General features: G+C 69.2%; 20 protein-coding genes and 1 pseudogene. 11 read left to right on the top strand and 10 right to left on the bottom strand.

Annotated features, from left to right (window positions below; translation table 11 throughout):
• Positions 1-82: 82 nt before the first annotated feature.
• From J3R08_RS09155 to J3R08_RS09140, 4 genes are read right to left on the bottom strand one after another with little or no spacing between them, the layout of a single operon-like run.
• Positions 83-463 (bottom strand): universal stress protein, encoded by a 381-nt coding sequence (locus J3R08_RS09155; RefSeq protein ID WP_280841875.1) that lies wholly within the window; start codon positions 461-463, stop codon positions 83-85.
• Entirely contained in the window at positions 460-1,962 is a 1,503-nt protein-coding gene (locus tag J3R08_RS09150; protein ID WP_209960709.1) for a tripartite tricarboxylate transporter permease, read from the bottom strand. The genes J3R08_RS09155 and J3R08_RS09150 overlap by 4 nt, the downstream gene beginning before the upstream one ends.
• Positions 1,963-2,592 (bottom strand): tripartite tricarboxylate transporter TctB family protein, encoded by a 630-nt coding sequence (locus J3R08_RS09145; protein ID WP_043325441.1) that lies wholly within the window; start codon positions 2,590-2,592, stop codon positions 1,963-1,965.
• Positions 2,589-3,596, bottom strand: coding sequence for a tripartite tricarboxylate transporter substrate binding protein (locus J3R08_RS09140; protein ID WP_043325442.1), 1,008 nt, complete (start codon positions 3,594-3,596; stop codon positions 2,589-2,591). The genes J3R08_RS09145 and J3R08_RS09140 overlap by 4 nt, the downstream gene beginning before the upstream one ends.
• Before the next feature lie 141 nt (positions 3,597-3,737).
• On the opposite strand from J3R08_RS09140, the gene J3R08_RS09135 reads away from it, so the two are divergent.
• Both J3R08_RS09135 and J3R08_RS09130 read left to right on the top strand, forming a co-directional pair.
• A complete protein-coding gene (locus J3R08_RS09135) occupies positions 3,738-5,381 on the top strand; it encodes an ATP-binding protein (RefSeq protein WP_225319627.1) in 1,644 nt (547 codons plus the stop codon).
• Positions 5,378-6,064, top strand: a complete 687-nt coding sequence (locus J3R08_RS09130) for a response regulator (RefSeq protein ID WP_043325443.1) — start codon at positions 5,378-5,380, stop codon at positions 6,062-6,064. Before J3R08_RS09135 ends, J3R08_RS09130 begins: the two co-directional genes overlap by 4 nt.
• A 175-nt stretch (positions 6,065-6,239) precedes the next feature.
• Here the strand turns inward: J3R08_RS09130 and J3R08_RS09125 are convergent, their stop codons facing one another.
• Both J3R08_RS09125 and J3R08_RS09120 read right to left on the bottom strand, forming a co-directional pair.
• Positions 6,240-6,413 (bottom strand): hypothetical protein, encoded by a 174-nt coding sequence (locus J3R08_RS09125; protein WP_157539094.1) that lies wholly within the window; start codon positions 6,411-6,413, stop codon positions 6,240-6,242.
• A 23-nt stretch (positions 6,414-6,436) separates the two neighbouring features.
• On the bottom strand, positions 6,437-6,748 hold the full coding sequence (locus tag J3R08_RS09120) for a hypothetical protein (protein ID WP_051611147.1): 312 nt from the start codon (positions 6,746-6,748) through the stop codon (positions 6,437-6,439).
• 124 nt (positions 6,749-6,872) lie between these two features.
• Between J3R08_RS09120 and J3R08_RS09115 the strand changes: the two genes are divergently transcribed.
• The 4 genes from J3R08_RS09115 to J3R08_RS09100 all read left to right on the top strand — a co-directional run bounded on the left by J3R08_RS09115 (position 6,873) and on the right by J3R08_RS09100 (position 9,337).
• On the top strand, positions 6,873-7,655 hold the full coding sequence (locus J3R08_RS09115; protein ID WP_013283918.1) for an IS5/IS1182 family transposase: 783 nt from the start codon (positions 6,873-6,875) through the stop codon (positions 7,653-7,655).
• A gap of 220 nt (positions 7,656-7,875) precedes the next feature.
• Positions 7,876-8,082 (top strand): hypothetical protein, encoded by a 207-nt coding sequence (locus tag J3R08_RS09110; protein ID WP_223201179.1) that lies wholly within the window; start codon positions 7,876-7,878, stop codon positions 8,080-8,082.
• A 166-nt stretch (positions 8,083-8,248) separates the two neighbouring features.
• Positions 8,249-9,001: a rod shape-determining protein gene (locus J3R08_RS09105; protein ID WP_148062122.1), complete on the top strand. Its 753-nt coding sequence runs from the start codon at positions 8,249-8,251 to the stop codon at positions 8,999-9,001.
• 69 nt (positions 9,002-9,070) lie between these two features.
• Entirely contained in the window at positions 9,071-9,337 is a 267-nt protein-coding gene (locus J3R08_RS09100) for a hypothetical protein (protein ID WP_030274987.1), read from the top strand.
• 73 nt (positions 9,338-9,410) lie between these two features.
• Here the strand turns inward: J3R08_RS09100 and J3R08_RS31920 are convergent, their stop codons facing one another.
• The 3 genes from J3R08_RS31920 to J3R08_RS09085 form a co-directional block, all read right to left on the bottom strand.
• Positions 9,411-9,581, bottom strand: coding sequence for a TraR/DksA C4-type zinc finger protein (locus J3R08_RS31920; protein WP_223201180.1), 171 nt, complete (start codon positions 9,579-9,581; stop codon positions 9,411-9,413).
• Between the two features lie 494 nt (positions 9,582-10,075).
• Complete coding sequence (locus J3R08_RS09090) at positions 10,076-11,296, bottom strand: FAD-binding oxidoreductase (RefSeq protein ID WP_218128569.1); 1,221 nt, start codon at positions 11,294-11,296, stop codon at positions 10,076-10,078.
• Positions 11,297-11,748: 452 nt separating this feature from the next.
• Complete coding sequence (locus J3R08_RS09085) at positions 11,749-12,657, bottom strand: IS5 family transposase (protein WP_198033294.1); 909 nt, start codon at positions 12,655-12,657, stop codon at positions 11,749-11,751.
• A 115-nt stretch (positions 12,658-12,772) separates the two neighbouring features.
• Here J3R08_RS09085 and J3R08_RS09080 point away from each other — a divergent pair.
• Positions 12,773-13,042: pseudogene (locus J3R08_RS09080) on the top strand (transposase family protein); the annotation flags it as partial.
• A gap of 125 nt (positions 13,043-13,167) precedes the next feature.
• Here J3R08_RS09080 and J3R08_RS09075 read toward each other — a convergent pair.
• A complete protein-coding gene (locus J3R08_RS09075; RefSeq protein ID WP_082931039.1) occupies positions 13,168-13,470 on the bottom strand; it encodes a nucleotidyltransferase family protein in 303 nt (100 codons plus the stop codon).
• A 20-nt stretch (positions 13,471-13,490) separates the two neighbouring features.
• Between J3R08_RS09075 and J3R08_RS09070 the strand changes: the two genes are divergently transcribed.
• The 4 genes from J3R08_RS09070 (at position 13,491) to J3R08_RS09055 (ending at position 17,934) form a co-directional block, all read left to right on the top strand.
• Entirely contained in the window at positions 13,491-14,687 is a 1,197-nt protein-coding gene (locus J3R08_RS09070) for a mechanosensitive ion channel family protein (RefSeq protein WP_245254699.1), read from the top strand.
• A 93-nt stretch (positions 14,688-14,780) separates the two neighbouring features.
• Positions 14,781-16,151, top strand: a complete 1,371-nt coding sequence (locus J3R08_RS09065; protein ID WP_124779049.1) for a cytochrome ubiquinol oxidase subunit I — start codon at positions 14,781-14,783, stop codon at positions 16,149-16,151.
• Positions 16,148-17,167 (top strand): cytochrome d ubiquinol oxidase subunit II, encoded by a 1,020-nt coding sequence (locus J3R08_RS09060; RefSeq protein WP_030275000.1) that lies wholly within the window; start codon positions 16,148-16,150, stop codon positions 17,165-17,167. Before J3R08_RS09065 ends, J3R08_RS09060 begins: the two co-directional genes overlap by 4 nt.
• Positions 17,164-17,934, top strand: a complete 771-nt coding sequence (locus J3R08_RS09055) for a hypothetical protein (protein ID WP_043325455.1) — start codon at positions 17,164-17,166, stop codon at positions 17,932-17,934. Before J3R08_RS09060 ends, J3R08_RS09055 begins: the two co-directional genes overlap by 4 nt.
• The last annotated feature ends 137 nt before the right edge of the window (positions 17,935-18,071 follow it).

The raw sequence follows: 18,071 nt of genomic DNA, 5'->3' as shown, positions 1-18,071 counted from the left end.
TGACCCGGCGGCTACGGCTCACTGGGGAGAGGCCAGCGGGACGGCCCCGCTGCTCGAGATATCCGTCGTGGTGTCGCGGCCTTCACCGCGAGGACCGGGCAGGAGACCCGGAGCAGGATCTCCTGTGCGTCGAGCCCAGGATCAGCTTGCCGATCGGGCTTCGATGCCGGATTCCGATGACTACCAACGACACGTCCTGCGCCTCGGCGAGATCGGCTATCTCCTCGGCGGCGTCCCGACCCTGCATGAGCTGCCTGATCGCGAACGGTACCCCGGACGCGGTCAGCTCGCGGGTCACCGCGTCCAGTTCGGGCTGCTGGGCGAAGCAGGGATCGACGTAGGCATCTCCCCGCGAGGTGTTCACCACGAGCACCGGCTCGTCGCGGAATCGCGCTTGTCCGATCGCGGCCTGCAGGGCCGCCATTCCCATCGGGGATGGAACGTATCCCACCAGAACGGTCACTCTGTCACCATCCTTGCACGCCGGCGGAGGACGAACCGCCGGACCAACGGCCAGAAGAGCACCACCAGCACTGTGGTGTAGATCAGACCCGACACCCAGCCGCCCAGCAGCCCGTGCCACTCTCCACCGGACAGCTGCAACGCCCGGCGGCCCTGCAGTTCGGCGCGCGGAGCCAGGATCACCCCGACTATCAGCGGCAGGATCGGCAGCCCGAACCGGCGCAGGCCGAAGCCGAGCAGGCCGAGTACGAGCAGGAGGAACAGGTCGAACGGCTGTGCGTTGACGGCGTACGCGCCCATCGACGCGAAGAAGAGGATGCCGGCGTAGAGATACGGTCGAGGAATCCGAAGCAGCCGCGCCCAGGCGGGCGCGAGCGGGAGATTCAGCACCAGCAGCAGCAGATTCCCGACGAAGAGGCTGGCGATGAGCGTCCAGACCAGACCCGACTCCCGCTCGAAGAGCAGCGGGCCGGGTTGGATGCCGTACTGCTCGAAGGCGGCCAGCATCACCGCGGCGGTGGCGTTGGTGGGCAGGCCGATGGCGAGCATCGGTACCAGCGTGCCGGCGGCGGACGCGTTGTTGGCCGCCTCGGGGCCGGCAACGCCTTCGATCGCTCCCCGACCGAACTCGTCCCGGTGCTTGGACAGCTTCTTCTCGGTGGCATACGACAGGAACGTGGGTATCTCAGCGCCGCCCGCGGGTAGCGCCCCGAACGGGAATCCGTAAGCGGTGCCGCGCAGCCAGGGCTTCCAGGACCGGCGCCAGTCGTCGCGGCCCATCCACGGCCGGCCGACCGGGATCACCTCGGCCGGACGGCGTCGGAGATGCGCGGCGATCCAGAGTGCTTCGCCCACGGCGAAGATCCCGACAGCCACCACAACCACGTCGATGCCGTCTGCGAGCTGCGGCACACCGAAGGTGAGCCGCTGTTGACCGGTCACCCTGTCGATCCCCACCACTCCGATGACCAGGCCGATCAGCAGCGAGGCGAAACCGCGTATCCGGGAGGCGCCCAGCACCGAGGTGACGGCGACGAACGACAGCAGCATCAGGGCGAAGTAGTCCGGCGCGCCGAGGCTGACCGCGAACCGGACCACCGGCGGGGTGATGACCACAAGCAGCAGGGTGGCGATGGTTCCGGCGACGAACGACCCGATCGCGGCGGTGGCCAGCGCCTGCGCTGCCCGGCCGGCCTTGGCCATCTTGTTGCCCTCGATCGCGGTCACCACCGACGAGGACTCACCGGGAGTGTTGAGCAGGATCGACGTGGTCGATCCGCCGTACATTCCGCCGTAGAAGATGCCGGCGAACATGATGAAGGCCTGCGTGGGCTCCATGCCGTACGTCACCGGCAGCAGCAGCGCCACTGTCATCGCGGGGCCGATGCCCGGTAGTACACCGACCGCAGTGCCGATGGTGACACCGAGAAGCGCGATGAGCAGGTTCATCGGCGTCGCCACGTGGGCGAACCCGTAGAGAAGCGAATGGAGGTTCTGCATCTACAGGATTCCTCGCAGCACGCCAGCGGGCAGGTTGATGCCGAGCCCGATGGCGAATGTGTAGAACGTGATGAGCGAGAGCCCCACGGCGATCAGCAGGTTCCGGACGTGGTCGCGGCTGCCGAGCGCGAACGCCGTACCCCAGAAGAGCAACGTGCCACTGATCACCCAGCCGAGTGGCTCGATCAACACTGCGTTGGTCAGGAACGCCGCGACGAGAAGCAGGACGGTGCGCCAGTCGATAGGGGTGGCCAGGTCGACGTCCTCGCCGGCCTCCGGCTCACCGACGCCGCCACGGGCCACATCCACGGCGTAGACCACCGCGACGACCATGAGCAGCGTTCCGAGCAGGATCGGCACCGGCCGTGGGCCGAGCGGGTCGGTGCTGCTCACCGCCTGACCGATCTGGGTGGCGTCGACGACAACCATGATCCCGACCAGCGCCAGGAAGACGCAGACGACGTACTGTGCGCGGTCCGGCTTCGACGCATCCGCTGCGGAACGCGGAGCGTCGGCCGCTCGTACCGCGTCCGACGGCTCGGGCGCGGGCTGGATCGGGATGTCAGACAACGCCGGGAACCGAGACGGCGAACCGCCGTCCCGATCCGATCGGCTCGGCCGGCCGGTCATGCCAGGCCGAGCTGCTTGAGCAGGTCAGCCACCGACTTGTCCTGCTGGGTGAGGAAGGCGGCGAACTGATCGCCTGTGACGAACGCGTCGGTCCAGCCCCGCTTGGTGAGCTCGGTCTTCCACTCGGCGGAGTCGTGCATCCTGGTCAACGCATCGATCCACAGCTTCTTGTCGGCGTCGCTGATGCCGGGTGGTGCGACGATGCCCCGCCAGTTGGTGAAGACGAGGTCGATACCTGCGGACTTCAGGGTCGGTACCTCCGGAAGCGCGTCGACAGGCGCTTCGCTGGTCACCGCGAGAACCCGGAGCTGCCCGGCCTCGACCTGATCGAGGAACTCCCCGAACCCACTTGCGCCGAAGGCCACCTTGCCTCCGAGCAGGGCTGGCAGCAGCTCGCCTCCGCCGTCGTACGAGATGTAGTTGACCTGTCGCGGGTCGATGCCGATGGTCTTGGCCAATTGCATCGGCAGCAGGTGGTCGGGGCCGCCGGGAGACGAGCCGCCGCCGACAGCGAGGCCCTCCGGGTTGGCCTTCCAGGCCGTGACCAAGTCGTTGATCGTCCGGTACGGCGAGTTCTTCGGCACGACGACCGCGCCTGCTTCCTCGATCATTTTGGCCAGCGGGGTGGTATCGGTCAGTGTGGCCGACGACTTCGAGGTGTACGAGGCGCCGACCACCCCCAGCCCCATCTGCATCGCGAGCTTGCCGTTGCCCTTCTCGTTCACGATGCGCTGCAGTCCGACCGTGCCGCCCGCTCCGGGCAGGTTGAACACCTGCACGCCAGCGGCGATCTTGGCATCCTCCATCACCTTCGCCGCCGTGCGGGCCGTGGTGTCGTATCCACCACCGGGGCTGTTCGGCACCATGATGCGTAGACCGGTGATCGGCTTGCCGTCGCCGCCGGCGCCCGCCTCGCCCTCTTCTGCCGTGGCGCCGCAGCCCACCAGGGCAAGCGCCATGGTTGCGGAGACGCCCATGAGTAGCGCTTTTCTTCTGGTTGCCATCAGGTTTCTCTTCCGTTTCGATTCAGACCGGCGGCAAGATGATGACCCCGACGCAGGGTCCCCGTCTGCCTTGTGTCACCAGCGGAAGTTGAGGTCTTTGTGGTCGCGGTCATGCCTCGGCGTCGTACGCTCGCCGGGCAGTTGCTCGCTCTCCAACTCGCGATCATTGTCGTGGTGCTCGCAGCGGTGGCGGCCGTGTCGCTGGCGCAGTCGGCGGCCACCTTCAACCGGGTCGAAGGCCGCCGTGTTGCTGCCCTCGGCGAACAACTCGCCGGGAACCCGCTGCTACGGGACCGCCTCGACCGGCCGGCGCCCGGGGAGACGATCGCGTCCCTGGTGCAGAACCTGCCGGTTCAGGCGAACGTGACCACCGTCAGCGTCGCCGATGACAGCGGACGGATAGTCACCTCCACCAACCCGACGCTGGTGGGCAGCCTCATGGTGCTCGGTGATCCGAGGGTCGCCGGCGGTCGGAGCTGGTTCGGTGAGCTGGCGGTGGGCGGGGCACGCGAGCTGGTGGCGCAGGTGCCGGTCCTGGGCGACCGCAAGAAGGAGAACCTCGGGCGGCATCTGGGCGTGGTGATGGTCGGCGAGGCACTTCCGTCCTGGTGGCAACGGCTGGTCGGCGCTTCGTCCTACCTCTTCACCTACCTCGGCATAGCCAGCGCCCTCGGAGTGCTCGGATCATGGCTGCTGGCCCGGCGCATCAAGCGGCAGACCCTCGGCCTCGAACCGCGGGAGATCGCCGGTCTGGCAGAGCACCGGGAAGCGCTGCTGCACGGCCTAGCCGAAGGGGTCATCGCGCTCGATCCGCAACACCGGGTCACGCTGGTCAACTCTGTCGGCCGCCGATTGCTCGACCTGCCCGAACATTGCCTCGGCCGCAGCCTGTCGGAGCTACGGATCGAGGGCCGGCTACGCGACGTACTCACGGGGGCGGGCAGCGCGCGGGAGACGCGGGACCAGGTCGTGGTGCGGGGCGGCCGGGTGCTCGTGATGAGCCGGATGAGGGTGAACAAGGACGGCCGGCGGCTCGGCTCGGTCACCACACTGCGGGACCGGACCGAGCTGGCCCGCCTGGAGCAGGAGATCGGTTCCTTTCGCAGTACCACTGAGTCGCTGCGCGCACAGACACACGAGTTCGCGAATCAGCTGCACACCATCTCCGGGCTGATCCAGATCGGTGAGCACGAGGAGGTGGTCCGGTATGTCGAGGCGCTCAGCCGGCATCGCGCCTCCCTGGACCTCGCGGTGACGAGCCGGATCCACGACACTGCGGTGGCAGCTCTGCTCACGGCCAAATCGGCGGTCGCCGCCGAGCGCCGCGTGGAACTGCGGATCTCTGAGCGGACCAGGTTGGGCCGGCTGGACATGGCGGTATCAGCCGATGTGGGTACGGTGTTGGGCAACCTCGTGGACAACGCCGTCGAAGCCGTCGCAGGAGGCCGGAATGTCTCCCCCGCGGACTCGGGCGCCTGCCCGGACATCAACGGCAGGCCGGGCGCCGGAAACCAGTGGGTAGAAGTCGAGTTGCGTCAGGATTCCGCATCGATCGAAATCGTCGTCCGCGACTCGGGGCCGGGGATCGCTCCCCGACTGGCGCAGGAAGTGTTCGCCCACGGTTTCACGACGAAAGCGGCAGAGGGCGGTGAACGGGGTATCGGCCTCGCGCTCACCCGCATGGTCTGTCACCGCCGCGGTGGTGAGGTCGCAGTGACGAACACCGAGGAGGGCGCGATGTTCACCGCGCGAATGTCGGTAGCGCCGCTGGAGGCAGGGCCGTGATCGACGTGCTGATCGTTGATGATGACTTCAGGGTGGCCCGGATCCATCGCGGTTTCGTCGAACGGCTCGAAGACTTCCGGGTCGTGGCAACCGCGAGCACCGGGGAAGAGGCAATCGCCGCGGTGGAGCAGTTGCGCCCAGACCTGGTGCTGCTCGACTTGCACCTTCCGGACATGTTCGGCCTCGACGTGGTCGCCAGGCTGCACACCGCCGGGCATGACTGCGATGTCCTCGTTATCAGCGCTGCCCGGGAGAGCGACAATGTACGCCGGGCGGTGCGGTACGGCGCGGTCAACTACCTTCTCAAACCATTCAGCTTCGAGGAACTGCGGGGCAGGCTCGAGCAGTATGCCGCGCGGCGCAGCACTCTCTCGAAGAGCATGGTCTGCGACCAGGGGGATATCGACCGGGCGCTCACGTCGAGCAGCCCGATCACCGGCTCGTCCGCTCTCCCCCGCGGCCTCAGCCCAGAGACTGCCGGACTGGTGGAGGAGATCCTCCGGAAGCAAGCGGGAACCCTCTCCGCCGCCGAGTGTGCGCATCAGATCGGCATCTCCCGAGTCAGTGCCCGCCGTTACCTCGAACACTTCGCCGTAGTCGGCCGGGCCGCAGTAACACTCAGGTACGGAAACACCGGACGGCCGGAACGCCGTTACCGCTGGACGGTCCGTTCTGGATCTTGAAAGGTCAACTCGTTCATTGCAACTCGGCCTGTCAGCGTGGTCGTCACCGTTAATCACCGCGGGCCCGGGTGATGGGGCATTTCGATGAGGTGGGTTGTCCGCGCGGTGGGCGAGTGTGAGGCGGTACGGCGGCAGGCGGTTGGCGTGCTTCGCCGCCGGGGGTCGGTTCCGGAGATCACGGCCGTGCTGCGACCCGCCTGTGGTGCAGCAGGGCGACCTCGGTCAGCTGGGCTCCGACGTCGGTGACCAGCAGGCTGCCGGCTGCTCCCGAGCCGATCGCGGCGGCGCGCACGGTGTCGATGAACACCAGGCGGGAGGGTGCGAGGACCGTCTCGACGACGCGGCGCATCACGGTCTGGTCGTGTTCGCCGGCTAGGACCGGGCGGCAGGCCGCGACGACACCGCCGGAGGCACCGGTTCGCTGAAAAGGCGGATCAAGTGGGACAGCAGGATCACGCAGCCGTCGGCGTCGACGATACAGCCGCGCCGGATCAGAGAACCGGCGGAGGTAGACGCGTCCCCGCACGGCGCGCTGATGGTGCCGCGGTGCGCCGCCCAGACGCCGATCGAGCTGCTGCCGAGGCCAATCGCGACCGCGGTCTGCGGGGCAGAGCGACACATACCGGCAGCGCGCTGGTCGGACGAGAGGACGTTCGCGGGCACGGTTACACCGATCACTTCCATTGAGCCATTTTCATCGTGACGGCGCAGGTCACGGGCGGTGTGGGAGGCCGCTGTCCAGGTAGGACGAGGCTCCCGGTAAGACAGCAATCGACCAAGATCAGATGCCCCAACCGGGAGCCTCGCTGTGCTGTCTTACCCTGCCGCGATTCCGTTGTCCACCCGCAGCCTGAACCACCTCGCCGCCCTCATCCGAACCCGCCGCCAGCAGCAACGGTCTCGGTGGCGACGCCTCGACCCCGGCCGGCAAGCCCTGCTCGCCCTGGCCCACCTGCGCAACGGCGACACCTACACCCGCCTGGCCGCCGGATTCGACATCGGCGTCACGACCGCCTGGCGTTATGTCCGCGAGGCCATCGACCTGCTCGCCGCGACCGCCGACGACCTGGCCACGGCCATGACCAGGATCCGTCTGCTCGCCTACGCAATCCTCGACGGCACCCTGATCCCGATCGACCGGGTCGCCAACCAGAAGCCGTACTACTCCGGAAAACACAAGCGTCACGGCGTGAACGTGCAGGTCATCGCCGACGCGGCCGGGCGTCTCGTCTGGGCCTCGGCCGCGCTGCCCGCCTCGACGCACGACCTGACCGCCGCCCGCACCCACGGCATCATCGACGCCCTGGCCAGCACCGACGTGATGACCTTCGCGGACAAGGGCTATCAAGGCGCCCCCGGCAGCGTGCGCACCCCGTTCAAGCGGCGCCGCTTCCGGCCGAAGCTGTCACGCCGGCAGAAGGCCGTCAACCGAGCGCACGCGAAGATCCGCGCCCGCGGCGAACGCGCGATCGCCACCCTCAAGACCTGGAAAATCCTGGTCAAGCTGCGCTGCTGCCCACGCCGAGCGACCGCGATCGTGCAGGCCATCCTCGTCCTGCACCGCGTCGAAGCCGACCGCTACGCAGGATGAAAATGGCTCATTGATACAAGCGTTTACCGAATCCCGTCGTCGCCGCTGAACAGCTCAGTGAAAGCGGTCGGATCCGGCGCAACTTCGTCGCGCTCGTTGCCGATGCCCGGCAACCGGCCCGCGGTCACTGGCTGCGGTGCGGGCCGGATGACCGAGACCTCGGTCGACCGCTTGAGTGCTGTCGTGGCCCTTCCTGTTCTGGACGGCTATGGTGGCCGACATGGATGACGGGCGCGGCTTCGGGGGCGTCGGCCGGCGAGTTGCGGTGCCGACGTTGCTCGTCTGGGCTGTGCTGGTGTTGGTCGTGTCCACCGCCCGGGACATCGGGTTGTGCATCGTCTTCCGGCTGACCCGCTGTGCGGTCCCGGGCTGTGTACCGGCGTGGTCGGCGGACCGGGCCCCGCCGACGTGGACGCTCACCGCCTGAAGCCGCCCGTTGCGCGGCGTCGGACACGACGCTGCCCCTTGGCTGGGAGCACCATGCCAACCTTCATTCATGACTTTCGCTTCTGCATGCCCATTGACCTGCCGGCGACGTCGCTTCCCTTCGTTAGCCCTCGACACCTGGTCCCCGACGTACCCGGGTGGACGACATGCTGACCGCCGGCGCCTACGCTCGTCCGGGCGTACAGTCGTGCCTTGCCCTTGACCTCGGAACGTCCACCGTCCGGCTGTGGACGCCGCAGGCTGGAACGGTGATCACTGAACCGACGGTGCTCTGCCGCCCCAGCACCGACCGGCACGTGGCCGGACGAGCCGCGCTGACCGCTCAGACCCGCGGTGTGACCGCCACGTGGCCGGTGCGCAACGGCGTGGTGCGCGACTTCTTCGCCTGCGTGCACCTGCTCCGGTTGCTGACCGCCGATCTCCGCCTACCTTCCGACACCGCCTATCCCGTACTGGTCGGTGTGCCGGCGACCGCGACCCTGCGCCAGCGCAACGTGCTTGTCGCCGCGGTCCGCCGTGCCGTCGGTGGACGGGTCAATGCAGTGGAGGAGCCACTCGCGGCTGCTCTGGCCTGCCGTCCTGACCCGGGCGGTGACGTGGTCGTGGTGGACATCGGATCCGGACGTACCGAAGTGGCACGCATCTGTGACCGCAGCATCGTCGCGGCGGAGCGTGTCGATGACGCCGGATCCGTCGACCGGATCCCGGCGATCGCCGACTGTGTGCGCCGTCTCGACCGTCCGCGGGGTGGTCAGCGGCGGCTGCTGCTCACCGGTGGTGGTGCGACCGCCGCCGGAGCCGCCGCGAGGTTGGCCGCGCTGACCGGCCGCTCCATCACGATGCCCGCCGAACCGCCGCTGGCCACGCTCACCGGCCTGCGCCGGCTACTCACGAGCTGACGTGGGCCGGTCCCGCATCCGTATCCACTTCCCGGCCGCGGTTGCGGTCATCTTCTTCCGGAGTTTGTCATGGACGTCGAATTCACACCGCTGCCGGGCATCGGAGAGTGCCACGCATTCACCACCGTCACCGGTCATCGGGTCGGCGTTGTCACCCACTACGCCGGCGGTCGACGCGAGCTGATCCACGGCGTCAGCGACGATCCCGATGCCACCTGCAGCCTGACCCTTTCGCGTAGCGAGGCGATCGCGTTGGCGGGACTGCTGGGCATCCTGGACGTCATCGACGTGGATGTCACAACCACTCGGCAGCCCCGCCATCCGGCTGCCGGGTGACGGGGCTGAGTGCTGCCATGATCAGCGGCCGCGCCGGCGACGAGGCCGGCGCGGCCGCTGCCGCGGCATTCCGTCAGCCCTTGTGTTTCTGCTGGAAGGGGACGCAGAACCGGGTATGCGGTAGCACTTCGAGCCGTTCGGCGGGGATGAGGCCGCCGCATTTTTCGCAGCGGCCGTAGCTGCCCTCGGCGATGCGTCGCAGCGCACCGGTGACCTGTTCGAGGTTGTGCCGGGTGGCCGTCACCAGTGCCGCCCGGTTGTGTGCTTCGCCGGGGTCGCCGGTGTCGGCCGAAATCTCCGTCAGTTCCTTGAGCCGGTCGTCTGGGCGGCGAAGTCCTCGCTCAGCGACGCACGGAGGCCGGCGAGCCAGCCCTGATCGGATACTTCGATGTCGACGCTCATGTACCGCTTTTTGGTCGGGAGGCCGAAAGTGCTTCGGGAAGCAAGAGGGCGGAAGCTCGAACGGCTTCGCCCTGGCGATCGGTGGGTGTCGTGAACTACCTCGCTCGCCGTGGGTCTCGACCCGACGGCTGCGGGCTGCGTTGCCCAGTCGCCGTCCTGCTCGAGGAGCAACCGTCGGAAACTGCGGCGATCGGCCGCGGGGCCGTGAGATGGACAGCTTTGAACGCCGCCAACGCAGTGACGGTGTGCGAGCGAGAGCTCGCCACCAGCATCGGACCACCTTGAATTGATCGTTCCGGACGTTCGGCAGGGGCTTCGGCAGCGCTGACGCACCCGCTAGCGCAGCGGGTCGAACGGCGCCAGCTCCGCGGGCACCTCACCCTTGAGCACCGCTTGGGCCACCAACTGTCCGGTGATCGGCCCCAGGACGATGCCCCACATGCCATGGCCACCGGCGACGAACACCCGCGGCGCGGCGGTCGCGCCGATCAACGGCAGGCCGTCAGGAGTGCACGGCCGGGAACCGACCCACTCGTCGCGACGGTCATCAAGGTTCACCCCGTTGAGCAACGGCCGCACCGCGTCGACGACGGCGGTGATGCGTCGCGGGTCCAACTCGTCGGCGGGCCGGCGGAACTCCATCATCCCGGCTACCCGCAACCGGCTGCCCAACGGAGTACAGGCGACCCGCTGCGCCGGGAAGTACAGCGGGCCGGCGGGCATCCGTTCGACAGGCACGCTGAAGCTGTAGCCGCGCCCGGCCTGCACCGGGCGACGTACGCCGAAGCGTGCCGCCAGCTCACCGAAGGCCGCTCCGGTGGCGATGACCACAGCGTCATGGCGGCGCTGCTGCCCGAATGGGCCGGTGACGCGGACGTCCGTGGTTGCCGGCTGCAGACCGGTCACCTCGCTGTTGTCGAGGATGCGGCCGCCGCGGGCCCGGACCGCATCCGCCAGCGACGGGATGAACTCGGAAGGGTTCAGGTACCGCTGCCCGAAAATCTGGACGGCGGCACCGACCCGGTCGCTCAGAACGGGCTCCATCGATCGGACCACCTGTCCGGTCACCGGGCGGAAGGTGACGTCCTGACCGGCGTCGCCCATCTGTTCCAGCTCGTCCAGCAGCCCACGGCTGTCACGCTCGCGGGCGAAGCAGGCCAGGAAGGGTTCCGCCGGCGTCGTCACGGCGCTCACACCGCCGGCCGCGAGGGCATCGAAGGCATCCAGGCAGCGCTCGTTGAGGGGGACGTAGGCGGCCATGCCCCGTCGCCACCGCCGGGCGGTGCTGTAGAACACGAACGACAGCAGGAAACGCCACAGGTCACGGTCGGCCCGCAGCGGCAGGTACACCGGGGATCGGGCGCTGAGCACCGCGCGTAGACCGTAACGCAGCACCGCAGGTTCCGGCAGTGGGGCGGTCAGCCCCGGGGTCAGCCAGCCGGCGTTGCCCCACGACGAGCCGGCGCCAGCGTGATGACGCTCGTAGACCGTCACCCGTGCGCCGGCTTCCTGCAGGAACCAGGCCGTGGACAAGCCGACCATGCCCGCTCCGATCACCGCGACGTCACACGGTGAGCCGCGCACGAACGCGGGAGTGCCTGTCACGCCGAGCTCGTCAGACATACCACTCCTCTGCTGCGCTGTGCCGTCTCGACAGCCGTTGGGTAGCTGGGCGCGCCATCCGGGCCTGCTTTCCGGCCATGATCGCCTGGTCACCGCATACCGGGCCAGGGCTGTGGCCGGTCAGCTGATGCGTCACACCTTGCCGACGCTCGGAAACCAACAGGCGACGGCAGCGCGACGGCAATCTCGCCCAGCCCGGGCCCGTTGTCGCTGACCTGGCAGGTCAGCACGTCGTGGTGCTGCCACAGACGCACCTCGCCGCCGCCCCCGCCCAGACCACGCACTCCATCAACATTGGTCGATAGCTGCGGGCCTGGTCGAACAAGCGGCCGTCACCGGCGAATCATCGGGGTTAGGAGTTCTAAGTGAGTGTTTGAGATTCCGGCTCAGGTGTGGGTTGCCTGGGCCGGTTTCGTGTGTCGGGCCAGGCGGGTGACCATGACGTGGATCATGGCCCAGGTGACGAAGGCGGCGTGGCTTGTGGGTAGGTGTTCGTAGTCGCGGACGCAGCGGCGTTTCTTGCTGATCCAGGCGAAGGTGCGTTCGACGACCCAGCGTCGGGGCAGCACGACGAAGGTGTGTTGTCCGGGGAGTTTGTGGACCAGGTGCACGGTGAGGTCGAGGGCGTGGCGGGCCCAGGTGCTCAGGGTGCCGATGTAGCCGCCGTCTGCCCAGAGCAGGCGTAGGCGGGGGTGGAACAGCCGGGTGCGCCAGAGCAGGTCACGGGCGATGGTGCGGTCGTTGACGTGCGCGCCGGTGATCATGACGGCCAGGAGCAGGCCCATGGTGTCCACGACGATGTGGCGTTTACGGCCGTTGACCTTCTTCGCGACGTCGAAACCGCGGCTGTGTCGGGGCACGGTGTCCGCGGCGCGCACCGACTGAGAATCGATCGCTCCGGCGCTGGGATGCGCGTGCCGTCCGGCGGCGGTACGGCACTGCTCCCGCAACCGGTCGTGCAGACGCATCAACGTGTGGTCATCGCGCCATCGAGCGAACCACCAGTACACCGTCCCCGGGGGCGGGAACTCCCGCGGCAGGGCCCGCCACGGACAACCGGTGCAGGCCACATACAAGATCGCCGTGACGATTGCCCGCATCGGATGCGACGGCGGCCGCCCCCGCCGACCGACCGACACCGGCGTGACCAACGGCGCGATCAACGCCCACTGCGCATCGGTCAGATCACTGGGATACCGCCGCCGCACCGCCCGTTCCCGTTCCCGCCGCACCCGCTGCGACGGATAACGGCGGGGCGACGCGGACGGCGTGACAGTGATCGGGTACAACGTCATCAGAAGGCCCTCGGTATGGAAACGGTTGGCTCGACACCACCGGACCTACCGAGGGCCTTCCCTCACCTCAACCCGACACGCCGCCGCACCCCAAATCTCAAACACTCACTAAAAGCTGGCCGGCCGACCGGTCATGGCAGACGGCGCCTACCGCGGCAATCCTGAGGTAATCATCCCGTACCGCAAGCCCGCTGACGGCAGTGATCTGCCCGAGTGGAAGGCGGACCTGAACAAGCAGGATCGCTCGGTCCGAGCGCAGGTCGAACACGCCCTGGCCCGCATGAAATGCTTCAAGATCCTGCGCGACTACCGCCGCGCCGCCCACACATTGGCCGACACCGCATCCGGCATCGCCCACCTCCACAACATCATCCTGGCCGGCTGATCCAGGAACCGTTGCGCGGCAACGCCATCACCGAGTTACGAGACATCCTTAGACGCACTCACATGTCGCAACGGGGCACCCTGCGATTAGCAGGTCGACTCGGGCAGCGGGCTTCGAGCGCCGGGTCACATCACGACGCGGACACCAGGCCAGCGTTCGGTGGGGCGGTGGCGGGCGAGTCGCCGCCGGGAGATCTCCGCGCTGGCCCTGGCCGGGTTGCGCCGCCACACCCCATCGAGCAGATCGTCGGGGCCGTGGGGCGCGCATACCGTGATCTGGTCATGCGCGTCGAGGCGTACGGCCACGGCGGTGGCGTACTCGGGCCAGGTGGCAATGGCATCGGCGACGGTCCGCAACGGCGCCACCGGACCTCCGCCGAACTTGGCCGGGTACCAGGTGTGCACCGCGGCCTGGTTTTTGCCTCCCACGGCGGATTCGGCTAGCGCGGATGATCACGGGCGACCTCCTCGCCACCCGAGCCCCGGGCGGCGGCGCCGCGTGCCGCGGCCGCCGGGGGACTTCGGCCGGTCGCGATGTACGCCCGGCGATCGGCCGTCTCGTGACACGCTGCCGTGGGGACGACCCGGACGGGAGCGGAAGTAATGACCATCGGTATCGCGGTGAACGGCAGCTGATGGGCCGAGCGGTGATCATGCTGGCCGCGGTGGCGGCGGCCGTGCTGGTGGACGTGCTCAGCGGCGTACTCGTCAACCGGATCGCCCATGGTCGCTACAAATGGCTGCTGGCGCCGCTGCGCCAGGCCTGCCGCCGCCCGACGACCGCCGTTCTGCTACTCGCTGGCCTCTACGCCGCGCTGCCGGGAGGGCCGGGCCGGTGGCTGCGCGAGGGCCGGCACGCCATCCTGTTGCTGCTGATCGGCAGCGTCGCCTTGCTGGTGGTCAGGGCGCTGCACGTCGCCGAGTTCGTGGCGTTCAGCCGGCTGCCGGCCGGGGTGATGGCCGGCCGTCGGATCCGCCGCACCCGCACCCAGATCCGGCCGGTGCGACGGTTGACCTCGACGGCGGTCACGATCGTCGCGATCGGTCTGATCATGACCACCTTCGAGCCGATACGCCTGTTCGGCATCTCGGTGCTCACCTCGGCCGGTGTGATCGGCGCCGTGATCGGCCTGTCCGCCCGGACCGCGCTAGGCAATGCCTTCGCCGGCATCCAGGTCGCCTTCGCGGACGGCCTCTACATCGGTGACGTGCTCGTCATCGACGGCGAGTGGGGTCGCGTCGAGGAGGTGAAACTGACTAACGTGGTGATCCGGCTCTGGGACGACCGCCGGCTCATCCTGCCCACGACCTACTTCACCGAGCGCCCGTTCCAGAACTGGACGCGACACGAGACCCGGGTGGTCGGCAAGGTCCAGATCCACGTCGACCACACCGCCAACCTGGACGACCTGCGCGTCGAGGCGCAGCGCCTGATCGAGGCGTCGCCGCTGTGGGACCGGCATCAGTGGGTGCTTCAGATGGTCGATGCCAACCCGCAGACCGTCGTCATCCAGATCCAGGCGTCCGCCGCCGACGGGCCGAGCGCCTGGGACCTCCGCTGCGACCTGCGCGAGGCGATGGTTCGCTACCTGCGGGAGAAGCACCCGCAGTGGCTGCCCCGCACCCGCAGCGAGTACAAGCCCTGATTCCGCGCCCGGGATGCGGCATTCGCGTTGCCGACCAGCAGCCGGGCCGTTAAACCACCATAGGGCTGACACGCAACGAAGGTGGGGAACCCGATGCTGGTTGACCTGCTCGCCCAGGACGCCGCCCCGGGAGACCTCATGGCGGCGCGGGTGCAGATGGCCCTGTCCCTGGGCTGGCACATCGTGATCGCCTCGTTCGGCGTCGGCATGCCGGCGGTCACCGTCTTCGCCGAGTGGCGCGGTCTGCGCACCGGGGACCCGACCTTCACCCGGCTGGCGCACCGCTGGGCCAAGGCGATGGGCGTGCTGTTCGCGGTCGGCGCGGTGTCGGGGACCATCCTGTCGTTCGAGATGGGGCTGCTCTGGCCCGGCCTGATGGGCCGCTTCGGCGACGTGATCGGCCTGCCGTTCGCGATGGAGGGCATCGCGTTCTTCGTCGAGGCCATCTTCGTCGGGATCTACCTGTACGCCTGGGACCGGGTGCCACCCCGGGTGCACCTGCTCTCCGGACTGCCGGTCTGTGTCGCGGGCGTGGCGTCCGCGTTCTTCGTGGTGTCGGCAAACGCCTGGATGAACCAGCCCCGCGGCTTCGACCTGGTCTCCGGCGAGGTCACCGACGTCAGGCCGTGGCAGGCGATGTTCAACCCGGCGACGCCGCCGCAGACCCTGCACATGATCGTCGCAGCGTTCATGGTGACCGGCTTCGGCATCGCCAGCGTCTACGCGGTGGCCCTGCTGCGCGGCCGCCGGGACCGCTACCACCGGCTCGGCTTCGCCATCCCGTTCACCGTAGCTGCGGTGCTCTCCCCGGTGCAGGTCGTGGTCGGCGACTGGGCGGCGCACTTCGTCGCGGAGTACCAGCCCACCAAGCTCGCCGCGATGGAGGGGCTGGCCCGCACCGAGGCCGGCGCGCCGCTCTCGCTCGGCGGCGTCTACGTCGACGGGGAACTGCGGTACGCAGTCGAGGTGCCCAACGCCCTGTCGCTGCTGGCCAGGTGGGATCCGGACGCCGTGGTCATGGGCCTGGACCAGGTGCCCGACGATCAGGAGCCACCGGTGACGGTGGTCAAGTGGGCGTTCCAGCTGATGGTGGCCATCGGCTTCGGGCTGGTAGCGCTTTCCGCCTGGTGGGCGCTTGCGTGGTGGCGGCGTCGGGGTCCGCCGCGCTCGCCGTGGTTCCTGCGGGCCGCCGCCCTGTCCGGGGTCGCCGCCGCCGTCGCGGTCGAGGCCGGCTGGGTCGTCACCGAGGTCGGGCGGCAACCCTGGATCGTGTACGGCGTGCTGCGCACCGCCGAGGCGGTAAATCCGGCGCCGGGCCTGGCCACCGGCCTGGCCCTGGTCACCGCCGTCTACGCGGTGCTCACCGTCGCCACCGTCGCGGTTCTGTGGCGGATGGCCTGCCACCGCGACGAGCCGGTCGCTCCGCAGGAGGGCGTACCCGAACCGGTGGACAGCGGCCGATGACCGTCGTCGACGTCCTGCTCGGGGTGCTGCTGGCCGGTCTGACGCTCTACACCCTGCTCGCCGGCGCGGACTTCGGCGCCGGGATCTGGGACCTCCTCGCCGGCGGGGCGCGCCGCGGCGCAGCCCGCCGGGAACTGATCGCGCACTCGATCGGCCCGGTGTGGGAGGCCAACCACGTCTGGCTGATCCTGGTGATCACCCTGTTCTGGACCACCTTTCCGCCCGCGTTCGCCGCGTTCGCCTCCACCCTTTACATCCCGCTGACCCTGGCCGCGCTGGGCATCATCGGTCGTGGCGCGGCCTTCGCCTTCCGCAAGGCCAGTCACACCCTCACCGAGCAACGCCTCTACGGCGCCACCTTCGCGCTCTCCTCGGTGGCCACCCCTTTCTTCCTCGGCTCGATCGTCGGCGCAGTCGCCTCCGGTCGCGTCCCGCCCGGCATCGCCGAGGGTGACATCTGGCGCAGCTGGCTCAATCCCACCTCCATCTACGGGGGACTGCTCGCGATCGGCGTGTGCGCGTACCTCGCCGCGGTCTACCTCATCCACGACGCGCGCCGCGCCGGTGCCGCCGACCTGGTGGCCCAGTTCCGCCGCCGCGCCCTGGTCACCGGCATAGTGGTGGGCGTCGGCGCGGCGGCCGGGCTGGCCGTCGTCGCCGCCGACGCGCCGGACCTTTTCGCCGATCTTCGGGGCCGGGCGCTCGCCCTGGTGCTGCTCTCGTTCGCCGCGGGGCTCGGGTCGCTGGTGCTGATCGCCACCGGCCGCTACCGGGCGGTGCGGGTGACCGCGGCCCTCGCGGTCGCGGCCGTCCTCTGGGCCTGGGGCGCCGCCCAGTACCCAGACCTGCTGCCGCCCGACCTGACCGTCACCGAGGCGGCCGGTGATCCCACCGTGCTCGCCACGGTGCTCGCCGTCCTCGCGGTCGGAGCGCTGCTGCTGGCGCCCTCCCTGCTCTGGCTGTTCGGCATCTTCCAGCGCTCCAAGCCGGCCGCCGGCAACCCACCGCCCCGGTGACGCTCACCCGGGCGGGCAGCCTGTGGGCGGCGCTGGCGGCGGCGGTGGCGCTGGGAGCCCTGCACCTTCTCGCGCCGGCCATCCGCCGGAGACTGCCGGTGCCCACCCACGCGGCGACGTCCCTCGGTGGCGGCATCGCCGCCGCGTACGTGTTCCTCTACCTGCTGCCGCGCCTCGCGGAGGGCAACCAGGCGGTGGCCCACGTCCTGGAGGAGGAGATCAGGCCCACCCCGGCCCGCGGATTCGTGCTGTTCCTCGTCGCGCTGGTCGGCTTCTTCACGTTCTACGCCCTGGAACGTGTCACCCACCGCTCGCAGCAGCGCCGGCAAGAGGCCACCCGGCTGGTCTTCGGGTTCCAGCTCGGCTTCTTCGCCCTGTACAGCGGCCTGATCACGTACACCCTGGCGACTAAGCTGGACGCGGGGCTCGGGCCGGCGGTGCTGTTCGCCGTCGCCATGGGGCTGCACGTGCTGGCCACCGACGGCGTCCTGGCCGAGCACTTCCCGGTCAGCCTCACCACCGGGTGGCGCCTCGTCCTGGTCGCCGGCGCCGCCGGCGGCTGGGTGACCGCGGTCGCCGTCCAGCCCACCGGCGTGCTGATGAACGTGCTCACCGCCTTCCTGGGTGGCGGGATCCTGCTCAACATTTTCGTCGACGAACTGGCCCCCGAAAGGCACTCCAGCTTCACCTGGTTCACCATCGGCCTGGCCGCCTACTCCGGCCTGCTCGCCTTCGCGACCTTCACCACCGACGTCGGCGCTGCCTGAGGACGATCACCGGCCGCCTCCAGATGGCCAGCCGGTGATGGCGGCCGGTTGTCAGCGACTGGCCGTCACGTCGACCGTTCCGGCGCTCACGGTGCCATCGTTCAGTGGGGTGCAGCGGATGCCGCCCGTGCGGCGCA

The organism is Micromonospora sp. HB375, assembly GCF_017872985.1.
Classification (GTDB): domain Bacteria; phylum Actinomycetota; class Actinomycetes; order Mycobacteriales; family Micromonosporaceae; genus Micromonospora; species Micromonospora chalcea.
Note: the sequence above shows the minus strand (reverse complement) of the source record. Positions and strands in the feature narration are given on the sequence as shown.

Coding starts and splice junctions, on each gene's coding strand:
- J3R08_RS09150 (WP_209960709.1), bottom strand. CDS start 1,962: ATGCAGAACCTCCATTCGCTTCTCTACGGGTTCGCCCACGTGGCGACG.
- J3R08_RS09145 (WP_043325441.1), bottom strand. CDS start 2,592: ATGACCGGCCGGCCGAGCCGATCGGATCGGGACGGCGGTTCGCCGTCT.
- J3R08_RS09140 (WP_043325442.1), bottom strand. CDS start 3,596: ATGGCAACCAGAAGAAAAGCGCTACTCATGGGCGTCTCCGCAACCATG.
- J3R08_RS09125 (WP_157539094.1), bottom strand. CDS start 6,413: ATGCGCCGCGTCGTCGAGACGGTCCTCGCACCCTCCCGCCTGGTGTTC.
- J3R08_RS09120 (WP_051611147.1), bottom strand. CDS start 6,748: ATGGAAGTGATCGGTGTAACCGTGCCCGCGAACGTCCTCTCGTCCGAC.
- J3R08_RS09110 (WP_223201179.1), top strand. CDS start 7,876: ATGGATGACGGGCGCGGCTTCGGGGGCGTCGGCCGGCGAGTTGCGGTG.
- J3R08_RS09105 (WP_148062122.1), top strand. CDS start 8,249: ATGCTGACCGCCGGCGCCTACGCTCGTCCGGGCGTACAGTCGTGCCTT.
- J3R08_RS09100 (WP_030274987.1), top strand. CDS start 9,071: ATGGACGTCGAATTCACACCGCTGCCGGGCATCGGAGAGTGCCACGCA.
- J3R08_RS09085 (WP_198033294.1), bottom strand. CDS start 12,657: ATGACGTTGTACCCGATCACTGTCACGCCGTCCGCGTCGCCCCGCCGT.
- J3R08_RS09070 (WP_245254699.1), top strand. CDS start 13,491: ATGATCACGGGCGACCTCCTCGCCACCCGAGCCCCGGGCGGCGGCGCC.
- J3R08_RS09065 (WP_124779049.1), top strand. CDS start 14,781: ATGCTGGTTGACCTGCTCGCCCAGGACGCCGCCCCGGGAGACCTCATG.
- J3R08_RS09060 (WP_030275000.1), top strand. CDS start 16,148: ATGACCGTCGTCGACGTCCTGCTCGGGGTGCTGCTGGCCGGTCTGACG.